This window comes from Nocardioides sp. JS614 (assembly GCF_000015265.1).
GTDB lineage: Bacteria > Actinomycetota > Actinomycetes > Propionibacteriales > Nocardioidaceae > Nocardioides.
This window is the reverse complement of sequence record NC_008699.1, coordinates 1,466,176-1,480,917: the sequence shown is the minus strand read 5'-3', so window position 1 is coordinate 1,480,917 and position 14,742 is coordinate 1,466,176. Positions and strand designations below refer to the sequence as shown.

The 14,742-nt window shown below is 72.1% G+C and carries 13 protein-coding genes; 4 read left to right on the top strand and 9 right to left on the bottom strand.

Going from position 1 to position 14,742, the window contains the following annotated elements; genetic code table 11:
* Positions 1-8 precede the first annotated feature (8 nt).
* The 6 genes from glf to NOCA_RS08485 form a co-directional block, all read right to left on the bottom strand.
* Positions 9-1,196: a UDP-galactopyranose mutase gene (glf, locus tag NOCA_RS08510; protein ID WP_011754863.1), complete on the bottom strand. Its 1,188-nt coding sequence runs from the start codon at positions 1,194-1,196 to the stop codon at positions 9-11.
* Positions 1,197-1,202: 6 nt separating this feature from the next.
* Positions 1,203-2,123 carry a glycosyltransferase family 2 protein gene (locus tag NOCA_RS08505; protein ID WP_011754862.1) on the bottom strand — a complete coding sequence of 307 codons (921 nt, stop codon included), beginning with the start codon at positions 2,121-2,123 and terminating at the stop codon, positions 1,203-1,205.
* A complete protein-coding gene (locus NOCA_RS08500; protein WP_011754861.1) occupies positions 2,120-3,067 on the bottom strand; it encodes a glycosyltransferase family 2 protein in 948 nt (315 codons plus the stop codon). Before NOCA_RS08500 ends, NOCA_RS08505 begins: the two co-directional genes overlap by 4 nt.
* An 82-nt stretch (positions 3,068-3,149) precedes the next feature.
* Positions 3,150-4,595: an LCP family protein gene (locus NOCA_RS08495; protein WP_011754860.1), complete on the bottom strand. Its 1,446-nt coding sequence runs from the start codon at positions 4,593-4,595 to the stop codon at positions 3,150-3,152.
* Positions 4,596-4,697: 102 nt separating this feature from the next.
* A complete protein-coding gene (locus NOCA_RS08490) occupies positions 4,698-5,216 on the bottom strand; it encodes an acyl-CoA thioesterase (RefSeq protein ID WP_011754859.1) in 519 nt (172 codons plus the stop codon).
* 83 nt (positions 5,217-5,299) lie between these two features.
* The gene (locus NOCA_RS08485; RefSeq protein WP_041546401.1) at positions 5,300-5,497 is read right to left on the bottom strand and encodes a hypothetical protein; all 198 of its coding nucleotides are present in this window, start codon (positions 5,495-5,497) and stop codon (positions 5,300-5,302) included.
* A gap of 218 nt (positions 5,498-5,715) precedes the next feature.
* Between NOCA_RS08485 and NOCA_RS08480 the strand changes: the two genes are divergently transcribed.
* From NOCA_RS08480 to NOCA_RS08470, 3 genes are read left to right on the top strand one after another with little or no spacing between them, the layout of a single operon-like run.
* On the top strand, positions 5,716-7,092 hold the full coding sequence (locus tag NOCA_RS08480) for a wax ester/triacylglycerol synthase family O-acyltransferase (RefSeq protein WP_011754858.1): 1,377 nt from the start codon (positions 5,716-5,718) through the stop codon (positions 7,090-7,092).
* Between the two features lie 9 nt (positions 7,093-7,101).
* Positions 7,102-8,316, top strand: coding sequence for an LCP family protein (locus tag NOCA_RS08475; protein WP_011754857.1), 1,215 nt, complete (start codon positions 7,102-7,104; stop codon positions 8,314-8,316).
* A complete protein-coding gene (locus NOCA_RS08470) occupies positions 8,313-9,179 on the top strand; it encodes a crotonase/enoyl-CoA hydratase family protein (RefSeq protein ID WP_011754856.1) in 867 nt (288 codons plus the stop codon). Before NOCA_RS08475 ends, NOCA_RS08470 begins: the two co-directional genes overlap by 4 nt.
* On the opposite strand, the gene NOCA_RS08465 is transcribed toward NOCA_RS08470, so the two are convergent.
* The gene (locus NOCA_RS08465) at positions 9,176-9,958 is read right to left on the bottom strand and encodes a SigB/SigF/SigG family RNA polymerase sigma factor (RefSeq protein ID WP_011754855.1); all 783 of its coding nucleotides are present in this window, start codon (positions 9,956-9,958) and stop codon (positions 9,176-9,178) included. The genes NOCA_RS08470 and NOCA_RS08465 overlap by 4 nt on opposite strands.
* 241 nt (positions 9,959-10,199) lie before the next feature.
* Here NOCA_RS08465 and NOCA_RS25630 point away from each other — a divergent pair, with 241 nt between their 5' ends.
* Positions 10,200-13,133, top strand: a complete 2,934-nt coding sequence (locus NOCA_RS25630) for a hybrid sensor histidine kinase/response regulator (RefSeq protein ID WP_011754854.1) — start codon at positions 10,200-10,202, stop codon at positions 13,131-13,133.
* 3 nt (positions 13,134-13,136) lie between these two features.
* Here NOCA_RS25630 and NOCA_RS08455 read toward each other — a convergent pair whose 3' ends face one another.
* Positions 13,137-13,463 carry a hypothetical protein gene (locus NOCA_RS08455; RefSeq protein ID WP_011754853.1) on the bottom strand — a complete coding sequence of 109 codons (327 nt, stop codon included), beginning with the start codon at positions 13,461-13,463 and terminating at the stop codon, positions 13,137-13,139.
* A gap of 98 nt (positions 13,464-13,561) precedes the next feature.
* Complete coding sequence (locus NOCA_RS08450; RefSeq protein WP_011754852.1) at positions 13,562-14,734, bottom strand: acyl-CoA dehydrogenase family protein; 1,173 nt, start codon at positions 14,732-14,734, stop codon at positions 13,562-13,564.
* Between the last annotated feature and the right edge of the window lie 8 nt (positions 14,735-14,742).

Genomic DNA, 14,742 nt, shown 5'->3' with positions numbered 1-14,742 from the left:
TGGGGTGTTCACTCGTCGACACCTCCGCTGGCGAGGGGCGCGCCTTCGGCGAAGTGCGGCCGGAGCTTGTTCTCGAACATGGAGAGGGCCGAGCCGATGGCCATGTGCATGTCGAGGTACTTGTAGGTGCCGAGGCGACCGCCGAAGAGCACCATCGGCTCCTTCTTCGCCAGCTCGCGGTAGCGAAGCAGCTTCGCGCGGTCCTCGGCGGTGTTGATCGGGTAGTACGGCTCGTCCCCCTCCTCCGCGAAGCGGGAGTACTCGTGGACGATGACGGTCTTGCCCGGCAGGTGCGTCTTGGCCCGCTCGGGGTGGAAGTGCTTGAACTCGATGATCCGGGTGAACGGCACGTCCTGGTCGTTGTAGTTGACGACGCCGGTGCCCTGGAAGTCGTCGACGTCCTCGACCGACTCCTCCAGGTCGACGGTGCGCCAGGAGAGCCGGCCCTCGGAGTTGCCGAAGTACTCGTCGACCGGACCGGTGTAGACGATCGGGACCTTGCCCTTGAACTCGTCCACCACGTCGAAGAAGTCGGTCTCGAGGCGCACCTCGATGTTCGGGTGGTCGGCCATCCGCTCGAGCCAGGCGGTGTAGCCGTCGGTCGGCAGGCCTTCGTGGGTGTCGCTGAACCAGCCGTTCTCGAAGGTGTAGCGGACCGGCAGGCGCGTGATGATGTCCGCGCTGAGCTCCTTGGGGTCGGTCTGCCACTGCTTGGCGGTGTAGCCCTTGATGAACGCCTCGTAGAGCGGCCGGCCGATCAGGCTGATCGCCTTCTCCTCGAGGTTCTGGGCGGCCGCGGTGTCGATCTCGCTGGCCTGGCCCGCGATCAGCTCGCGAGCCTCCTGCGGGGTGTGGCTCTTGCCGAAGAACTGGTTGATCAGGCCCAGGTTCATCGGCAGGGAGTAGACCTGCCCCTGGTACTTGCCGAACACCCGGTGCTTGTAGTCGGTGAAGGTGGTGAACCGGTTGACGTACTCCCACACCTTCTCGTTGGAGGTGTGGAACAGGTGCGCGCCGTACTTGTGCACCTCGATGCCGGTCTCGGGCTCGCGTTCGGAGTACGCGTTGCCACCGAGGTGGTGGCGACGCTCGAGGACGAGCACGTGGAGGCCCAGCTCGTTGGCGCAGCGCTCGGCGATCGTGAGGCCGAAGAAGCCCGAGCCGACGACGACGAGGTCTGGAGCAGAGGTGGCCACGATGCGTCAGTCTACGGACCGGGACGGCACGGACCGCATCGCCCGCGCGTCGCGCATGGCCCGGATCACATTGCGCGCCTCGGCCCGGCCGCCGCGCAGCGGGCTCAGCAGCACCACCGCGGCGGCCACCGCCCAGGGCTTGAGCCGCACCAGGACGTTCTCGCCGTACCTCAGGTGCACGACGAACAGGTTCCGGTACATGAAGTAGCCCTTCCACCCGCTCAGGTCGTGCTGCTGGTCGAAGGGCAGCTGGCGCACGAGCACCGCGTCGCGGACCGCCCAGATGTGGAAGCCCGCGCGGCGCGCGCGCACCGCGTAGTCGACGTCGTCGTAGAAGATGAAGTACGACGGGTCGGGCAGGCCGATCGCGTCGACGACCTCGCGCCGCAGCATGAAGCCCTCGAACGCGACGTTCTCGAGCTCCACCCGGTCGGGCATCAGGTCCCGGCTGCCGTACTCGGTCTCGACCATCGCGGTCTTCGGGCGCACGGAGAGCGGGTTGCGCAGGTCGAAGCGGAGGGCGGCCTTCTCGACGAGCCGGCCGTGGGTGTCCTGACGCACCGACATCAGGCAGGCCTCGTCGTGAGCGAGCAGGATCTCGAGGCAGTCGGGAGCGGGCACGACGTCGTCGTCCATCAGCCAGATCCGGTCGTGCCCGGCGGCGTGCGCCATCCCCACCCCGAGGTGGAACCCACCCGCGCCACCGAGGTTCTCCTCCACATGGGTGACCTGCAGGGGGAGGCCGGGGCGTGCGGCGGCCACCTGCTCGGTGAGCAGGGCGCGGGTGTGGTCGCTGCTCGCGTTGTCGATCACGAAGATCGCGTCCGCCGGCCGGGTCTGGGCGGCCAGCCCGTCGAGCATGTGCGCGAGCAGGTCGGCCCGGTTGTAGGTGACGACCACGACGGCGACGCTCTCCCGCGCACTCATCGCAGGAACCTCCGATGACCGGTGAAGTCGCCGCGGAGCCCGGCGTACATGGCACGGGCGCTGAGCGCCACCCGACGCGGGTCGGGACGGGTGAACGTGTAGAACCACGCGGTCTTCGCCACGAATGCGAGCGCGTGCGGCCAGCCGCGGTACTCGCGCAGGTTCAGCAGGTTGTTGCGGGCCATGCAGTAGTGCTTGAGGTCGCTCGGGCTGTGGTTGTACGTGGTCCGCCCGAACATCATCGGGGTGCCGAGGCTCCCGACCGAGGGGTGGAGCACGCGCGCGCCCACGACGGTGGCGATCCGGGCCCCGGCCGCCTCGGCACGCAGGCGGTACTCGTGGTCGTCGCCCCAGATGAAGTACTCGGCGCGCGGCAGGCCGATCCGCTCGACGAGGTCACGGGTGACGAGCACGCCGTTGAACGGGATCACGATGCCGTCGATCCGGCCACCGATCGCCGCGCGCTCGACGTAGGGGAGGTCGTGCGCCACGCGGGTGCCCCCCGGCAGCCGGATCGGGAAGACCAGCCGGTCCGGGCGGTCCTGGTCGACGACGGCCGGTCCCCAGAAGTCCAGGTCCTCCTCGACCAGGAGCCGGGACAGGCAGTCCGGCTCGGGCAGCCCATCGTCGTCCATCAGCCACGCGAGGTCGGCGCCACGCTCCATCGCCCACGCGAGCCCGTCGTGGAACCCGCGGGCGCCGCCGCCGTTCTCGGCCAGGGTGCGGCCCAGCACCGGGGTGGTCGGCCGCTCGTCGCCGGGATCCCGATCGTCGAGGCCGGCGAGCCACTCACCCGTCCCGTCCGTCGAGGCGTTGTCGACCACGAGGATCTCGCTCAGCTCCGGCACCTGGTCGAGGCGCTCGACCAGCCGCTGCAGCAGCGCGAGCCGGTTGAACGTGACCACGACCGCCACCACGCGGCGGTGCTGGGACGGCTGGCTCACGCGTCCACCCTAGGTGCCGACGGCGCTCGAGCCTCCCGAGGCCCCCGCCCCGGCGCACCGCCGAGCCCGCCGTCGGCGCTCGCTAGCAGGCGGAGCCCAGGTCGTCGGCCTCGTTGGCGGCGTAGCCGGTGCTGAGCGAGCCGATCGAGCCGCCGGTGACCGGGTCGCCGTCGTGCTGCTTGTGCTTGGTCGGCGGCGGGGCGGTGCCCTCCGCGCGGTCGATCGCCTCGGTGACCTTCTTCTTGATCAGCTTGATGTCCGGGTCGGCGGTGTTGATCATCGGCGGCACCAGCGAGAGGGTCGAGACCTTCTGGTTCCGGGCCTCGAGCGCCAGCGAGATGAAGCGGTCCACCTCGCTGCCCGGGATGTTGGTCGAGATCATCGCCGAGCTCGCGTCGGCGATCTTCTCGAAGTTGCGCAGCGCGACCTGCGGGCTGATCTGCTGGAGCATCGCGTTCATCACGCACTTCTGGCGAGCCATCCGCGAGTAGTCGTCGGAGTCGTCGCGGGCGCGGGCGAACCACAGCGTGTCGTGACCGTCGAGCCTGCGCACGCCGGGCTGGATGTAGCCGGTGACGTCGTCGCCGAGCCCGCCGACCGGGATCGGCTGGCGCACGTTCAGGGTGACGCCGCCGACCGCGTCGACCAGGTCCTTGAACCCCTCGAGGTTGACCATCGCCCAGTAGTTGATCTCGAGGCCGGTGATGCCCTCGACAGCCATGATCGTGGCGTCGACGCCGGGGTTGTCGGACCCGCGGAACAGCTCGGTGTTGTCGCCCGCCCAGGTGCTGACCCCGTTGAGGTAGTCGGCGTCGAAGCCGTCCGGGAACTGTTCGTGCATCACCGACCCCCGCACGAACGGGAAGTTCTGCATGTTGCGCGGCAGCGAGATCAGCACGGTGCGGCCGGTGTCGGCGTCGATGCTCGCGATGGTCATCGAGTCCGGGCGCAGGCCCCATCGGCCGGCGCCGGAGTCGCCGCCCAGCAGCAGCACGTTGTAGCGGCCGTCGTGGGCACCCGTGACCTGGTCGCTGCCGAACATCGTGAGCATCAGGTGCCGCTGCACGCCGACGAGATGAGCGCCGAACAGCAGCGAACCCGCCACCGTGAGGCACAGCACGCCGTTCACACCCACGACCGCTCGCCGGTGCCCCAGGGAGAGCGTGAGCGGCTGGCCGATCCGCCAGGCATCGAGGAAGAGCACCGCCCAGCCGGTCGCGAGCGCCATCAGGCCGAACCGGATCCAGAACAGCGCGAACGTGTCCGAGGCGAGCCGGAAGATCAGCTCGTGCCAGAAGGCCCCGACCACCAGCGTCGACAGGGAGGTCGCCACCAGCAGGAACCAGATCCGCAGGGCGACGATGCCGACCTTGCGGTTGCCGGCCACGAGCTGGGCCGAGCCGGGCAGGAGCAGGGTCATCAGCATCAGGGCCATGGCCCTGCGGAAGCGCACCCGAGCGGCGCGGTCGACCGCGGTGAAGCGCGGACCGTGGCTGTCGTGCGACCCGGGGGAAGAGACGGGCGGCATCGAGATGCCTCTCTGCAAGTGGAACGGGGAAGGGTGCTGCTGCCCGCCAGTATCACCAGTCACACCCGTCACATCCCGGCGCGACGCGCCGAGGGAAGTCGATCAGCCGCCGGGAAGGCGCCCGGCCTCGATCTGCTCACGTCGCGCGAGCCGGTTCGCCCGTCGGATCTCGGCCTCCCGCATCCGGCGGACCTCGTCGGGCGTCTCAGGCACCAGTCCCGGCACCCGGCGCGCCCGCCCGGCGCCGTCGATGGCGACGAACACGAAGTACGCCGACGCCACGTGCAGCGACGTCGTCGAGGGGTCGTTCCACGGCTGGGTCTCGACCCGCACGCCGATCTCCATCGAGGACCGCCCGGCCCAGTTGACCTGGGCCAGGGTGCGGACGATGTCGCCCACGTGCACCGGCTCCAGGAACGCCATCTCGTCCATGACCGCGGTGACCGCGGGCCCTCCGCTGTGCCGTGCCGCGACGGCGCCCGCGGTCGAGTCGGCCAGCTTCGCGATCTCGCCGCCGTGGATGTTGCCGAGCAGGTTCGCCTCCGCGCTGGAGGTGACGATCGCCAGCGAGACGCGCGCGTAGGACGGCGGCAGGCCGTGCAGGTCCGGATCCGGTGCCATGTCCGGCACGCTACCGCCGCCGTACCGCGTCCCCACGCGTCAGCGGCCACGTGAGGGCCGCCGCCCCCCGACCGGCTCGACGATCACTCGGACGCGCGGCGTCGGGAAGTCGACTCCCCGGACTTCCCGGACTCGTCGTTCGCGCGGTGGGCATGTGCCGCCTCGGCGGCCAAGTAGCGGTTCATGCCGGCCCACAGCCGGGCCCGCTCCGCACCGGCTGATGACCGGGCTGCGGTCGTGCGGGCCTCCTGCTCAGCGAGTGCCTGCTCCTGCTCGCTCACGGCTCCTCCTCTCCCTGGGGAGCCTGCCGACGAGACGCTCTGCTGCGCGCCGCGCAGCCGTTCAGCAGCCTCCTGGTCCCACCATCGCCCCGGCGTGCGTGCGGCCGTAGGGGCTTTGGGCCCGGGACCCTCAGGATCCGCGCCGCCTCGGCGAGGGTCGGTCGGCCCGGGCGCCCGGGGCGGCACCGCGTCGACACTGGTCGCGGAAGGAGTCCCCGGTGGACCGACTCACACCGCTCGCCGATGCGTTCCTCGAGGTCGAGGACGTCGACCCGGCGGTCTCGCTCGCCATCGGGTCGCTGGCGGTCCTCGGCGGCCCGGCGCCCCGGTACGACGAGTTCCTGGCGCTGGTCGACGCACGGCTCCCCCTCGTCCCCCGGTACCGGCAGCGCCTGCGGCGGGTGCCGTTCGACCTGGCCGCACCGGCGTGGGTCGCGGACGAGGCCTTCGACCTGCGCAACCACGTGATGCGCGCCGCCGTGCCCAGCCCCGGCGGGCCGGGCGAGGTCGCCGGGGTCGTGGCCGCGCTGATGTCGGCCCGCATGGACCGGTCCCGCCCGCTCTGGGAGTCGTGGCTGATCGAGGGGCTCGCCGACGGGAAGTGGGCGGTGCTCTCCCGGGTCCACCACTGCCTCGCCGACGGGGTCTCGGGGATCGATCTCTACCGGCTCTTCCTCGACCTGGCCCCGAACGCCGCTCCGCTGGTGCCGGCACCAGACCCGCATGGCCGCGCGGACACGCCGGCCGCCTTCGCGGCCCGTGGCCTCGGCGAGCTGGTCGGCTACCCGGCCCGGGTGGCGACCGCGCTGAGCCGGCTCTCCCGCACCCCGGTCCGCTCGGCCAACGCCGTCGCGCACGCCGCCCGGGGGCTGCTCGACCTGAGCGGCGCGGCCCGGCCCGTGTACCCGTCCTCCCTCCTCGGCCCGATCGGCGCCGACCGGCGGTTCGCGTGGGTCGAGGTGCACCTGTCCGAGGTCGCCGACGTACGCCGGCGCTGCGGCGCGAGCGTCAACGACGTCGCGCTCGCGGCGATCGCCGGCGGGTTCCGTCAGCTGCTGCTCGGCAGGGGCGAGAGCCCCGACGCCCGGACGGTCCGCTCGCTGGTCCCGGTCTCGACGCGCGCGAAGGGCGACGAGGCGACGACGGACAACCAGGTGTCGCTGCTGCTCCCCTACCTGCCGGTCGACGTCGCCGACCCCGTCGAGCGGGTGCACGCCGTGCACCGGCGGCTGCGCCGCCTGCGCGCCCGCCACCAGCCAGAGGCCGGCGTGGGTGTCACCTCGACGGCCGGGCTGGGCCCGTTCCCGCTCGTGTCGTGGGGCCTGCGGACCGCCTGGCGGTTCCCGCAGCACCAGGTGACGACCGTGACCACGAACGTACCCGGTCCCCCGGTGCCGCTGTACTGCCTGGGCCGACCCGTGTGCTCCATCGTGCCGTGGGTGCCGATCGCCGACCACCTCCGGGTCGGCGTGGCGATGCTGTCCTACCAGGACGCCCTGACCTTCGGGCTGACCGGCGACCACGAGTCGATGCCGGATCTCCAGGTCCTGGCCGACGGCATTGCGGAGTCCTGGTCGGAGCTGACCGCACGGTAGCGTCGGGGCATGACTGATCGCCCCCGGGGGGACGGCGAGCCCGGGGACGGGTCTCCCGACTTCCACTGGCTGTACGGCGGCTCCGAGGACCCGGGCCGCGAGCCGCGACCCGACGAGACCCGGGTGCTGCCCACGGTCCCGCGACCCGGCGAGACCCGGCCGCCCGCACCGGGCCGGCCGGCGACGCAGCCCGGCCGCCCCACGCCGCCCACCGGCCCGCCCACCGGTCCGCCTCCCGGCGGCCGACCCCGCGGCCGGCGCCGGGGGCCGGGGTTCTGGCTGCGGATCGTCGTGGCCCTGCTCGTGCTGTGGGTGGTCTACCTGGTCGCCGTGCCGCTCTGGGCCTGGAGCAAGGTCGACAAGGTCGACTTCGAGCCCTCCGGGGACCGACCCGGCGACCAGCCCGGCACGACGTACCTGCTGGTCGGCAGCGACTCGCGGGCCGGCCTGAGTCCCGAGGAGCGCAAGCAGCTCGGCACCGGCAACGCGGCGGGACAGCGCACCGACACGATCATGTTGCTGCACACCGGCGACGGCCCCAACCTGCTGATGTCCATCCCTCGCGACTCGCTCGTGGAGATCCCGGGGCACGGCACCACGAAGATCAACGCGGCCTACGCGTACGGCGGTCCCAAGCTGCTGGTGAAGACCATCGAGCAGAACACCGGGATCCGGGTCGACGACTACGTGGAGATCGGGCTCGGCGGGCTCGCAGGCGTCGTGGACGCCGTCGGCGGCATCACGATCTGCCCGAAGCAGGACATGGTGGACAAGCTGGCGAACCTGGACGTGAAGAAGGGCTGCCAGGAGGCCGACGGCACCACGGCCCTCGGCTACGCCCGGTCCCGGCACACCTCCAACATCGGCGACATCGACCGGGTCAAGCGGCAGCGCGAGGTCGTCGCGGCGGTCGGCGACGAGGTGGTGTCGCCGTGGACGGTGCTCAACCCGGTCCGCTACTGGCGGCTGTCCAACGCCGTCCCCGACTTCTTCGCCTTCGGCGAGGGCACCAGCCCCGTGCGGGCAGCCATGTGGGCCTCGTCGATGACGCACGTCAACGGCGAGAACGGGCTCAGCTGCGTGGTGCCGATCGCCGACCTCGCGGTGCACTGGGACGCCGAGCGCTCCCAGCAGATGTTCCGCTACATCATCGAGGACAGGACCGACGCCATCCCGGCGAGCCTGTGCACGCCCACCGGACTCCCGAAGAGCGTGACCGGATGAGCTACCAGACCCTCGACTGGTCCGTCGACACGGACGGGATCGCCACACTCACCTTGAACCGGCCCGACCAGCTCAACGCCTTCGACGTGACCATGGCGCGCGAGCTCGAGTCGGTCTTCCGCGGCGACGCCTGGTCCGACGACGTGCGCGCGGTCGTGGTCACCGGCGCCGGCCGCGCGTTCTGCGCCGGGATGGACCTGGCGGTCGAGGGCAACGTGTTCGGGCTCGACGAGTCGCTGCGCCCGACGCCCGAGGAGTTCCGGGCGTCGTACGACGAGCCGCCGTACCACGACGGGGTGCGCGACACCGGCGGCCGCGTCACGCTCGCGATCCACGCCCTGCCGAAGCCGGTGATCGCGGCGATCAACGGCCCGGCGGTCGGCATCGGCGCCACGATGACGCTGGCGATGGACCTGCGGCTGGCGTCGACGAGGGCCCGGATCGGCTTTGTCTTCGGGCGGCTCGGCATCGTCCCGGAGGCGGCGTCGACCTGGTTCCTGCCGCGGATCGTGGGCATCCAGCAGGCACTCGAGTGGGTCTACTCGGCGGACATCCTCACCGCCGACGCCGCGCTCGCCGGCCGCCTGGTGCGCAGCGTGCACGAGCCGGACGAGCTGCTCGCCGCGGCGCACGACCTCGCCCGTTCCTTCGTGGTCGGTCGGTCCCCCATGGCGCTGGGCCTGGCGAAGCGGCTGCTCTATCGCAACAGCGCGGTCGCCGACCCCCTCGAGGCGCACCTGTCGGACTCCCTGGCCATGTACTGGGCCTCGATCGGTGACGGGAAGGAGGGCGTCGCCGCGTTCCTGGAGAAGCGGGCGCCCACCTTCACCGGTCGCGCCTCGGAGCTGCCGCCGATCTCCTAAGCCGCCGGGCCCGAGGACACCGGCGCCTCGTCGGAGGCGGCGAGCATCCGCTCCCGCAGGCGGGCCAGGATCCGGTTCAGCAGCCGGGAGACCTGCATCTGGGTGACGCCGATGTCGGCGCCGATCTCGGCCTGGGTGTGGTTGCCGAAGAACCGCAGCTCGAGGATCCGACGCTCCCTCGGCGTCAGTCCGCGCAGCACCGCCGCCAGCGTGATCCGTGCCTCGGCCTGGTCGAACGCCGGATCCGCCGTGCCGAGCCGGTCGCCCAGGGAGTCGTCACCGTCGGCGCCGACCACGTCGAGTGAGGCCGGGGCGAAGCAGCCGGTCGCGCCCAGCGCGTCGAGCACCTGCTCCAGGTCGACCCCGAGGTGGCGGGCGAGGTCGCTCGGCCGCGGCGAGCGACCCAGCTCCTGGGACAGGTCGCCCTCGGCAGCGTGAATGCGCGACTGGAGCTCCTGGATCGATCGGGGCGGCCGCAGCGCCCAGCCGAGATCGCGGAAGTGCCGGCGCACCTCGCCACGGATCGTCGGCACCGCGAAGGACAAGAAGTCGTGGCCGCGGCCCGGCTCGAAGCCGCGGACCGCCTTGACCAACCCCAGGTAGGCCACCTGGTCCAGGTCCTCGGTGGCGATGCCGCGCTGCCGGTAGCGACGGGCGCAGTCGCTGGCGACGCCCATGTTGAGCCGGACGATCTCGTCGCGAATACGGCGGCGCTCGTCGTCGGACGCGTTCTCCAACTCGTCGAAGAGCCGGGCGGTGGCCTCTCGTCGGTGCTCCATCTCGCACCTCCTGGGCGATTGGCGGCGGGCGCGCGAGGCGCCCGCCGACTCGATCCTCGCAGCGCGCCCCAGACGGCACACCACCCTTACGGGGGACCGCGCACAGCGCTCGCGGAGTTGGCATCAGGTCTGCCGCTCTCCGGCCGAAGGTTGAGGTACGGCCGACACCGTGCGCGGTCGTTCCGGCGTGCGGCGAGGCGGCCTCGACCGACCTGACCTCACCCGATAGAACCGGAGGACGATGGACGCGCCGGACGACAGGACGACGCCCCGGCCGGCCGTGGCCGGGGTGGCGTGTGCCGTCGTCGGCGTCGTCGGCCTCCACCTGGTCACCCCCTCGGGCCGCACGGGTGACCTGACCTACCTGGCCGGCGTCCTCGTCGCCGTCGCGATCGCCTGGGTGGGCGTGCTCCGCCACCCGGCGGGCCGGGGCGTCCCGCTGCTGGTGGCGACGGCCGTCAGCGTGTCCGTGACAGGGGACGTGCTGGAGCGGTGCGTCGCGGGCTGGGCCGGGCTCGGCGTCGGCGAATGGTCGGCCGCGGTCGCCTACTTCATCGGCTACCTGTTCCTCGGGGCCGCGTTGCTCCAGGTCCTCACTCCCCCGGGGAGCCGGAGACGCCTGGTGCGCGTCGACGCCCTCCTCGAGGCGGCGACCATCGTGACCGTGGCGGTACTGCTCGTGTGGACGGCGTCCACCACCGCAGCGTTCGAGGCCACCGGACTGAGTGTCGCCGAAGGCGCCCTCCAGGTCTCGACGCCGGTCGCGGACCTCACCCTGCTCGCCTTCGCGGCCCGCGCCGTCGTCGTACGTCGTGGCCGCTCGGCGACCGGCTGGCTGCTCACGGGCGCCACGGGCACGTGGCTGCTGACCAGCCTCGCGATCGTGGCGGGCGGAGCCCCCGACCGCCTGGACACCGGCTGGCTGCTCGGCATGCTGCTCCTCGCGGCCGCCGCCCTGCCGCGCGATGCCGCCGCCGCGAGCATGGCTCGGGTCGGGCGGCCCGCCGTGCGGCGCCGGCACACCGCGCGGATGCTGCTCGCCATCCTCCCGGCCGCCGTGCCCCCCGTGGCTCACCTGGTCACCCACCACGACCAGCGCGCCCTCTACGTCCCCTACCTCGGGATGGGCGTCCTGCTCCTGATCACCCTGCTCCGCGTCGGCCGGCTCCTGGCGTCCGAGGACGCCGCCCACGCCGAGCTGGCGCGCAGCCACGAGTACCTCCAGGCACTCGCGGACAACTCGGTCGACGCCATCCTCGTCGTCGACGAGCGGCTCGACATCGTGTTCTCGTCCAGCGGCGTCCAGGAGTACCTCGGCCCGTCGCCACGGCGCGGGCTGCCCGCCTGGGCCGAGGCCGCCGGGCTGCGGCTGCACGACGGGCTCGAGGACGCGCTGGCGCGCACCGTGGCGGCACCCGACGCCATCGTGCAGGAGGAGTTCCTGCTCGTGCCGGAGCACGAGAAGCCGCGCTGGATCCTCGCCCGGTTCGTCAATCTCCTCCATGATCCCGCCGTCCGCGGGATCGTGATCTCGCTGTCGGACTCGACCGAGCGCAAGGAGATGGAGCTGGAACTGGGCCGAGCGCGAGACGCCGCGCTGGCCGGCTCGCGCGCGAAGTCGACCTTCCTCGCCACCATGAGCCACGAGATCCGGACGCCGCTGAACGGGGTCCTCGGGCTGACCGAGCTGATGCTGACGACCCGCCTGGACGGCCAGCAGGGCCGGTACGCCGAGGGCATCCGGGTGGCCGGCGAGGCGCTGCTCCAGGTCATCAACGACATCCTCGACTTCTCCAAGATCGAGGCCGGCCGGCTGGAGCTGGAGGAGGTCGACCTCGACGTCGCCCGGTTGCTCGACGAGACCGCCCGGATGGTCGCGGGCCCGGCCCAGGAGAAGGGGCTCGCGCTCGTCGTACGCTGCTCGCCCGAGGTGCCGCCCGGGCTCCGTGGCGACGCGGTCCGCCTGCGCCAGGTACTGCTCAACCTCACCTCGAACGCGATCAAGTTCACCCGGACCGGCGAGGTCGTCCTCTCGGCGCAGCTCGAGCGGGCACCGGTCGCGGACGTGGCGAGCGTGCGGTTCGAGGTCGCCGACACCGGCATCGGCATCGACCCCGCCCAGCGGGAGCACCTGTTCGATGCGTTCACCCAGGCGGACTCCACCACCACGCGGCGCTTCGGCGGCACCGGGCTGGGGCTGGCGATCAGCCGCCAGCTCGTCACCGCCATGGGCGGTGCGATCGGCGTCGAGCCACGGTCAGGTCCCGGGAGCCGGTTCTGGGTCGTCGTCCCGCTGCCCGTGCGCGCCGGCCAACCGCAGGCCCACCTGGCCCTGGCCGACGCCTGGCGGGGGCAGTCCGCACTGGTCGTCGACGACAGCGAGAGCAGCCGCACGGCGCTGGTCGAGCAGCTGACGCGTTGGGGAGTCGAGGTGGACCTGGCGTCTTCGGGCGACGAGGCACTGGTCCGGCTGCACCAGGCGGCGGCCGCGGGTGCGCCGTACCGCCTCGCGCTCCTGGACCTGTCGATGCCCGGGATCAACGGCCTCGACCTCGCCGCCATGATCGAGGACGCCCCGGAGCTGGCCGGTACGGCGACCATCCTGCTCACGTCGGACACGGACGTGCTGCCGACCGCGTCGCTCCCGGCGGGCCTGGCGGCCCGCCTCGTCAAGCCGGTGCGTCCGCACGCGCTGGTCGAGGCGATCGCCGACCTCCCGAACGGCCCAAGCGGCACGCCGGCACCGGAGCCCGCCCCCGAGCCACGAGGAGCCCGCCTCCTCGTCGTCGAGGACAGCGAGATCAACCAACTCGTGGCGATCGGCATCCTCGAGCACCTCGGCTACCAGGTCGAGGTCGCCGCCGACGGGCTCGCCGCCCTGGAGGCGCTGCGCACGCAGTCCTTCGACGCGGTGCTCATGGACTGCCTGATGCCCGTGATGGACGGCTACCAGGCGACCGCCGAGATCCGCCGCCTGGAGCTGGGCGGCCGCGGCCTGCCGATCATCGCGATGACCGCCTCCGCGGTCGCGGGCGACCGCGAGCGCTGCCTGGCCGCCGGCATGGACGACTACATCACCAAGCCGGTGACCAGTGGGTCGCTCGAGACCGTCCTCGCGCACTGGCTGCGCTCCCCCTCGACGGCGGGCAGCGCCGAGGTGTCCGCCGAGGGCTGACGCTCATCGGCCGACGGCCCGCTCCAGCTCGGCCTTGTTCATCGACGAGCGGCCCTTGACGTTCTTGCGGCGGGCCTCCTCGTAGAGCTGGTCACGGGTGCGCCCACCGGACCCGGAGTGCGAGCGTAGGCCGCCACGACGGGAGGACGAGATGTCCTCGGTCGAGGTCCGGCTGCGCTGGCGTGCCTCGCCGCTGCGGGCCCGCTCCTTGTTCACCGTGCGCGCGGCTATCTCCTCGGCCTCGTCCTCCGGACGGCCACGCTCCTCGAGGCCCTCCTTGATGTGGTCGTACTGCCGCTCGCGCTTCTCGCTCCACTGCTGCTGGGGCATGTCCTGACCTCCTCGATCCGACTTCCGAGGAGGTACCCGGCCACGGCGCCGCGGATGCGCGACCGGGTCGCCGCGCTGGTCCACCGGCGGGCGGAAGGTCAGAGCTGGGACTGGACGCCGGCGAGGAGCTGGCGGGCCATCACGATCCGCTGCACCTGGTTGGTGCCCTCGTAGATCTGGGTGATCTTCGCGTCCCGCATCATCCGCTCGACCGGGTAGTCCCGGGTGTAGCCGTACCCGCCGAGGACCTGGACGGCGTTGGTGGTGACCTCCATGGCGACGTCGGAGGCGAAGCACTTCGCCGCAGCCCCGAAGAACGTCAGGTCGCTGTCGCCCCGCTCGGACTTCCCGGCCGCCGCGTAGGTCAGCTGGCGCGCGGCCTCGACCTTCATCCCCATGTCGGCCAGCAGGAACTGCAGGCCCTGGAAGTCGCTGATCGGCTTCCCGAACTGCTTGCGCTCCTGGGCGTAGCCCAGCGCGTAGTCCAACGCCCCCTGGGCGATGCCGACGGCCTGCGCCGCGATCGTGACCCGGGTGTGGTCCAGGGTGCGCATCGCGATCTCGAACCCGCCGCCCTCCGCCCCGATCATCCGGTCCGCACCGATGCGGACGTTGTCCAGGTAGACCTCCCGGGTCGGAGAGCCCTTGATGCCGAGCTTCTTCTCCGGGGCACCGAAGGAGACGCCCTCGTCGCTCTTCTCCACCACGAACGCGCTGATCCCCCGGGAGCGCTTCTCGGGGTCCGTCACCGCCATCACCGTGTAGTACTCCGACTCGCCCGCGTTGGTGATCCAGCGCTTCACGCCGTTGAGCACCCAGGTGTCCCCGTCGCGCACGGCTCGGGCCTTCATCCCCACCGCGTCCGAGCCCGCGTCCGGCTCGGAGAGGCAGTAGGAGAACCCGCCCTCACCGCGCGCCAGCGCACCCAGGTACTTCGCCTTCAGCTCCTCCGAGCCGGCCAGCTGGATCGGCAGCGACCCCAGCTTGTTCACCGCCGGGATCAGGCTGCTCGAGGCACAGGCCCGGGCGACCTCCTCGATGATGATCACGGTGGCGAGCGCGTCGGCGCCGGCACCGCCGTACTGCTCCGGGATGTGCGGGGCGTGGAAGTCCGCAGCCAGCAGGGCCTCGGCCGCCTCCCGCGGGTAGCGGGCGTGCTCGTCGACGTCGGCGGCGAACGGTGCGACCTTCGCGTCGCACACGGCTCGGGCCGCCTCGCGGACGGCCTGGTGCTCCTCGGAGAGGGCGAAGAGAGGGAACTCGGAGCTCATGTGTCGGA

Bases quoted from the DNA above. Each gene is read 5' to 3' on its own strand.
- NOCA_RS25630 (WP_011754854.1), top strand. From the start codon at position 10,200: ATGGACGCGCCGGACGACAGGACGACGCCCCGGCCGGCCGTGGCCGGG.
- NOCA_RS08475 (WP_011754857.1), top strand. From the start codon at position 7,102: ATGACTGATCGCCCCCGGGGGGACGGCGAGCCCGGGGACGGGTCTCCC.
- NOCA_RS08455 (WP_011754853.1), bottom strand. From the start codon at position 13,463: ATGCCCCAGCAGCAGTGGAGCGAGAAGCGCGAGCGGCAGTACGACCAC.
- NOCA_RS08495 (WP_011754860.1), bottom strand. From the start codon at position 4,595: ATGCCGCCCGTCTCTTCCCCCGGGTCGCACGACAGCCACGGTCCGCGC.
- NOCA_RS08465 (WP_011754855.1), bottom strand. From the start codon at position 9,958: ATGGAGCACCGACGAGAGGCCACCGCCCGGCTCTTCGACGAGTTGGAG.
- NOCA_RS08470 (WP_011754856.1), top strand. From the start codon at position 8,313: ATGAGCTACCAGACCCTCGACTGGTCCGTCGACACGGACGGGATCGCC.
- NOCA_RS08450 (WP_011754852.1), bottom strand. From the start codon at position 14,734: ATGAGCTCCGAGTTCCCTCTCTTCGCCCTCTCCGAGGAGCACCAGGCC.
- NOCA_RS08490 (WP_011754859.1), bottom strand. From the start codon at position 5,216: ATGGCACCGGATCCGGACCTGCACGGCCTGCCGCCGTCCTACGCGCGC.
- NOCA_RS08505 (WP_011754862.1), bottom strand. From the start codon at position 2,123: ATGAGTGCGCGGGAGAGCGTCGCCGTCGTGGTCGTCACCTACAACCGG.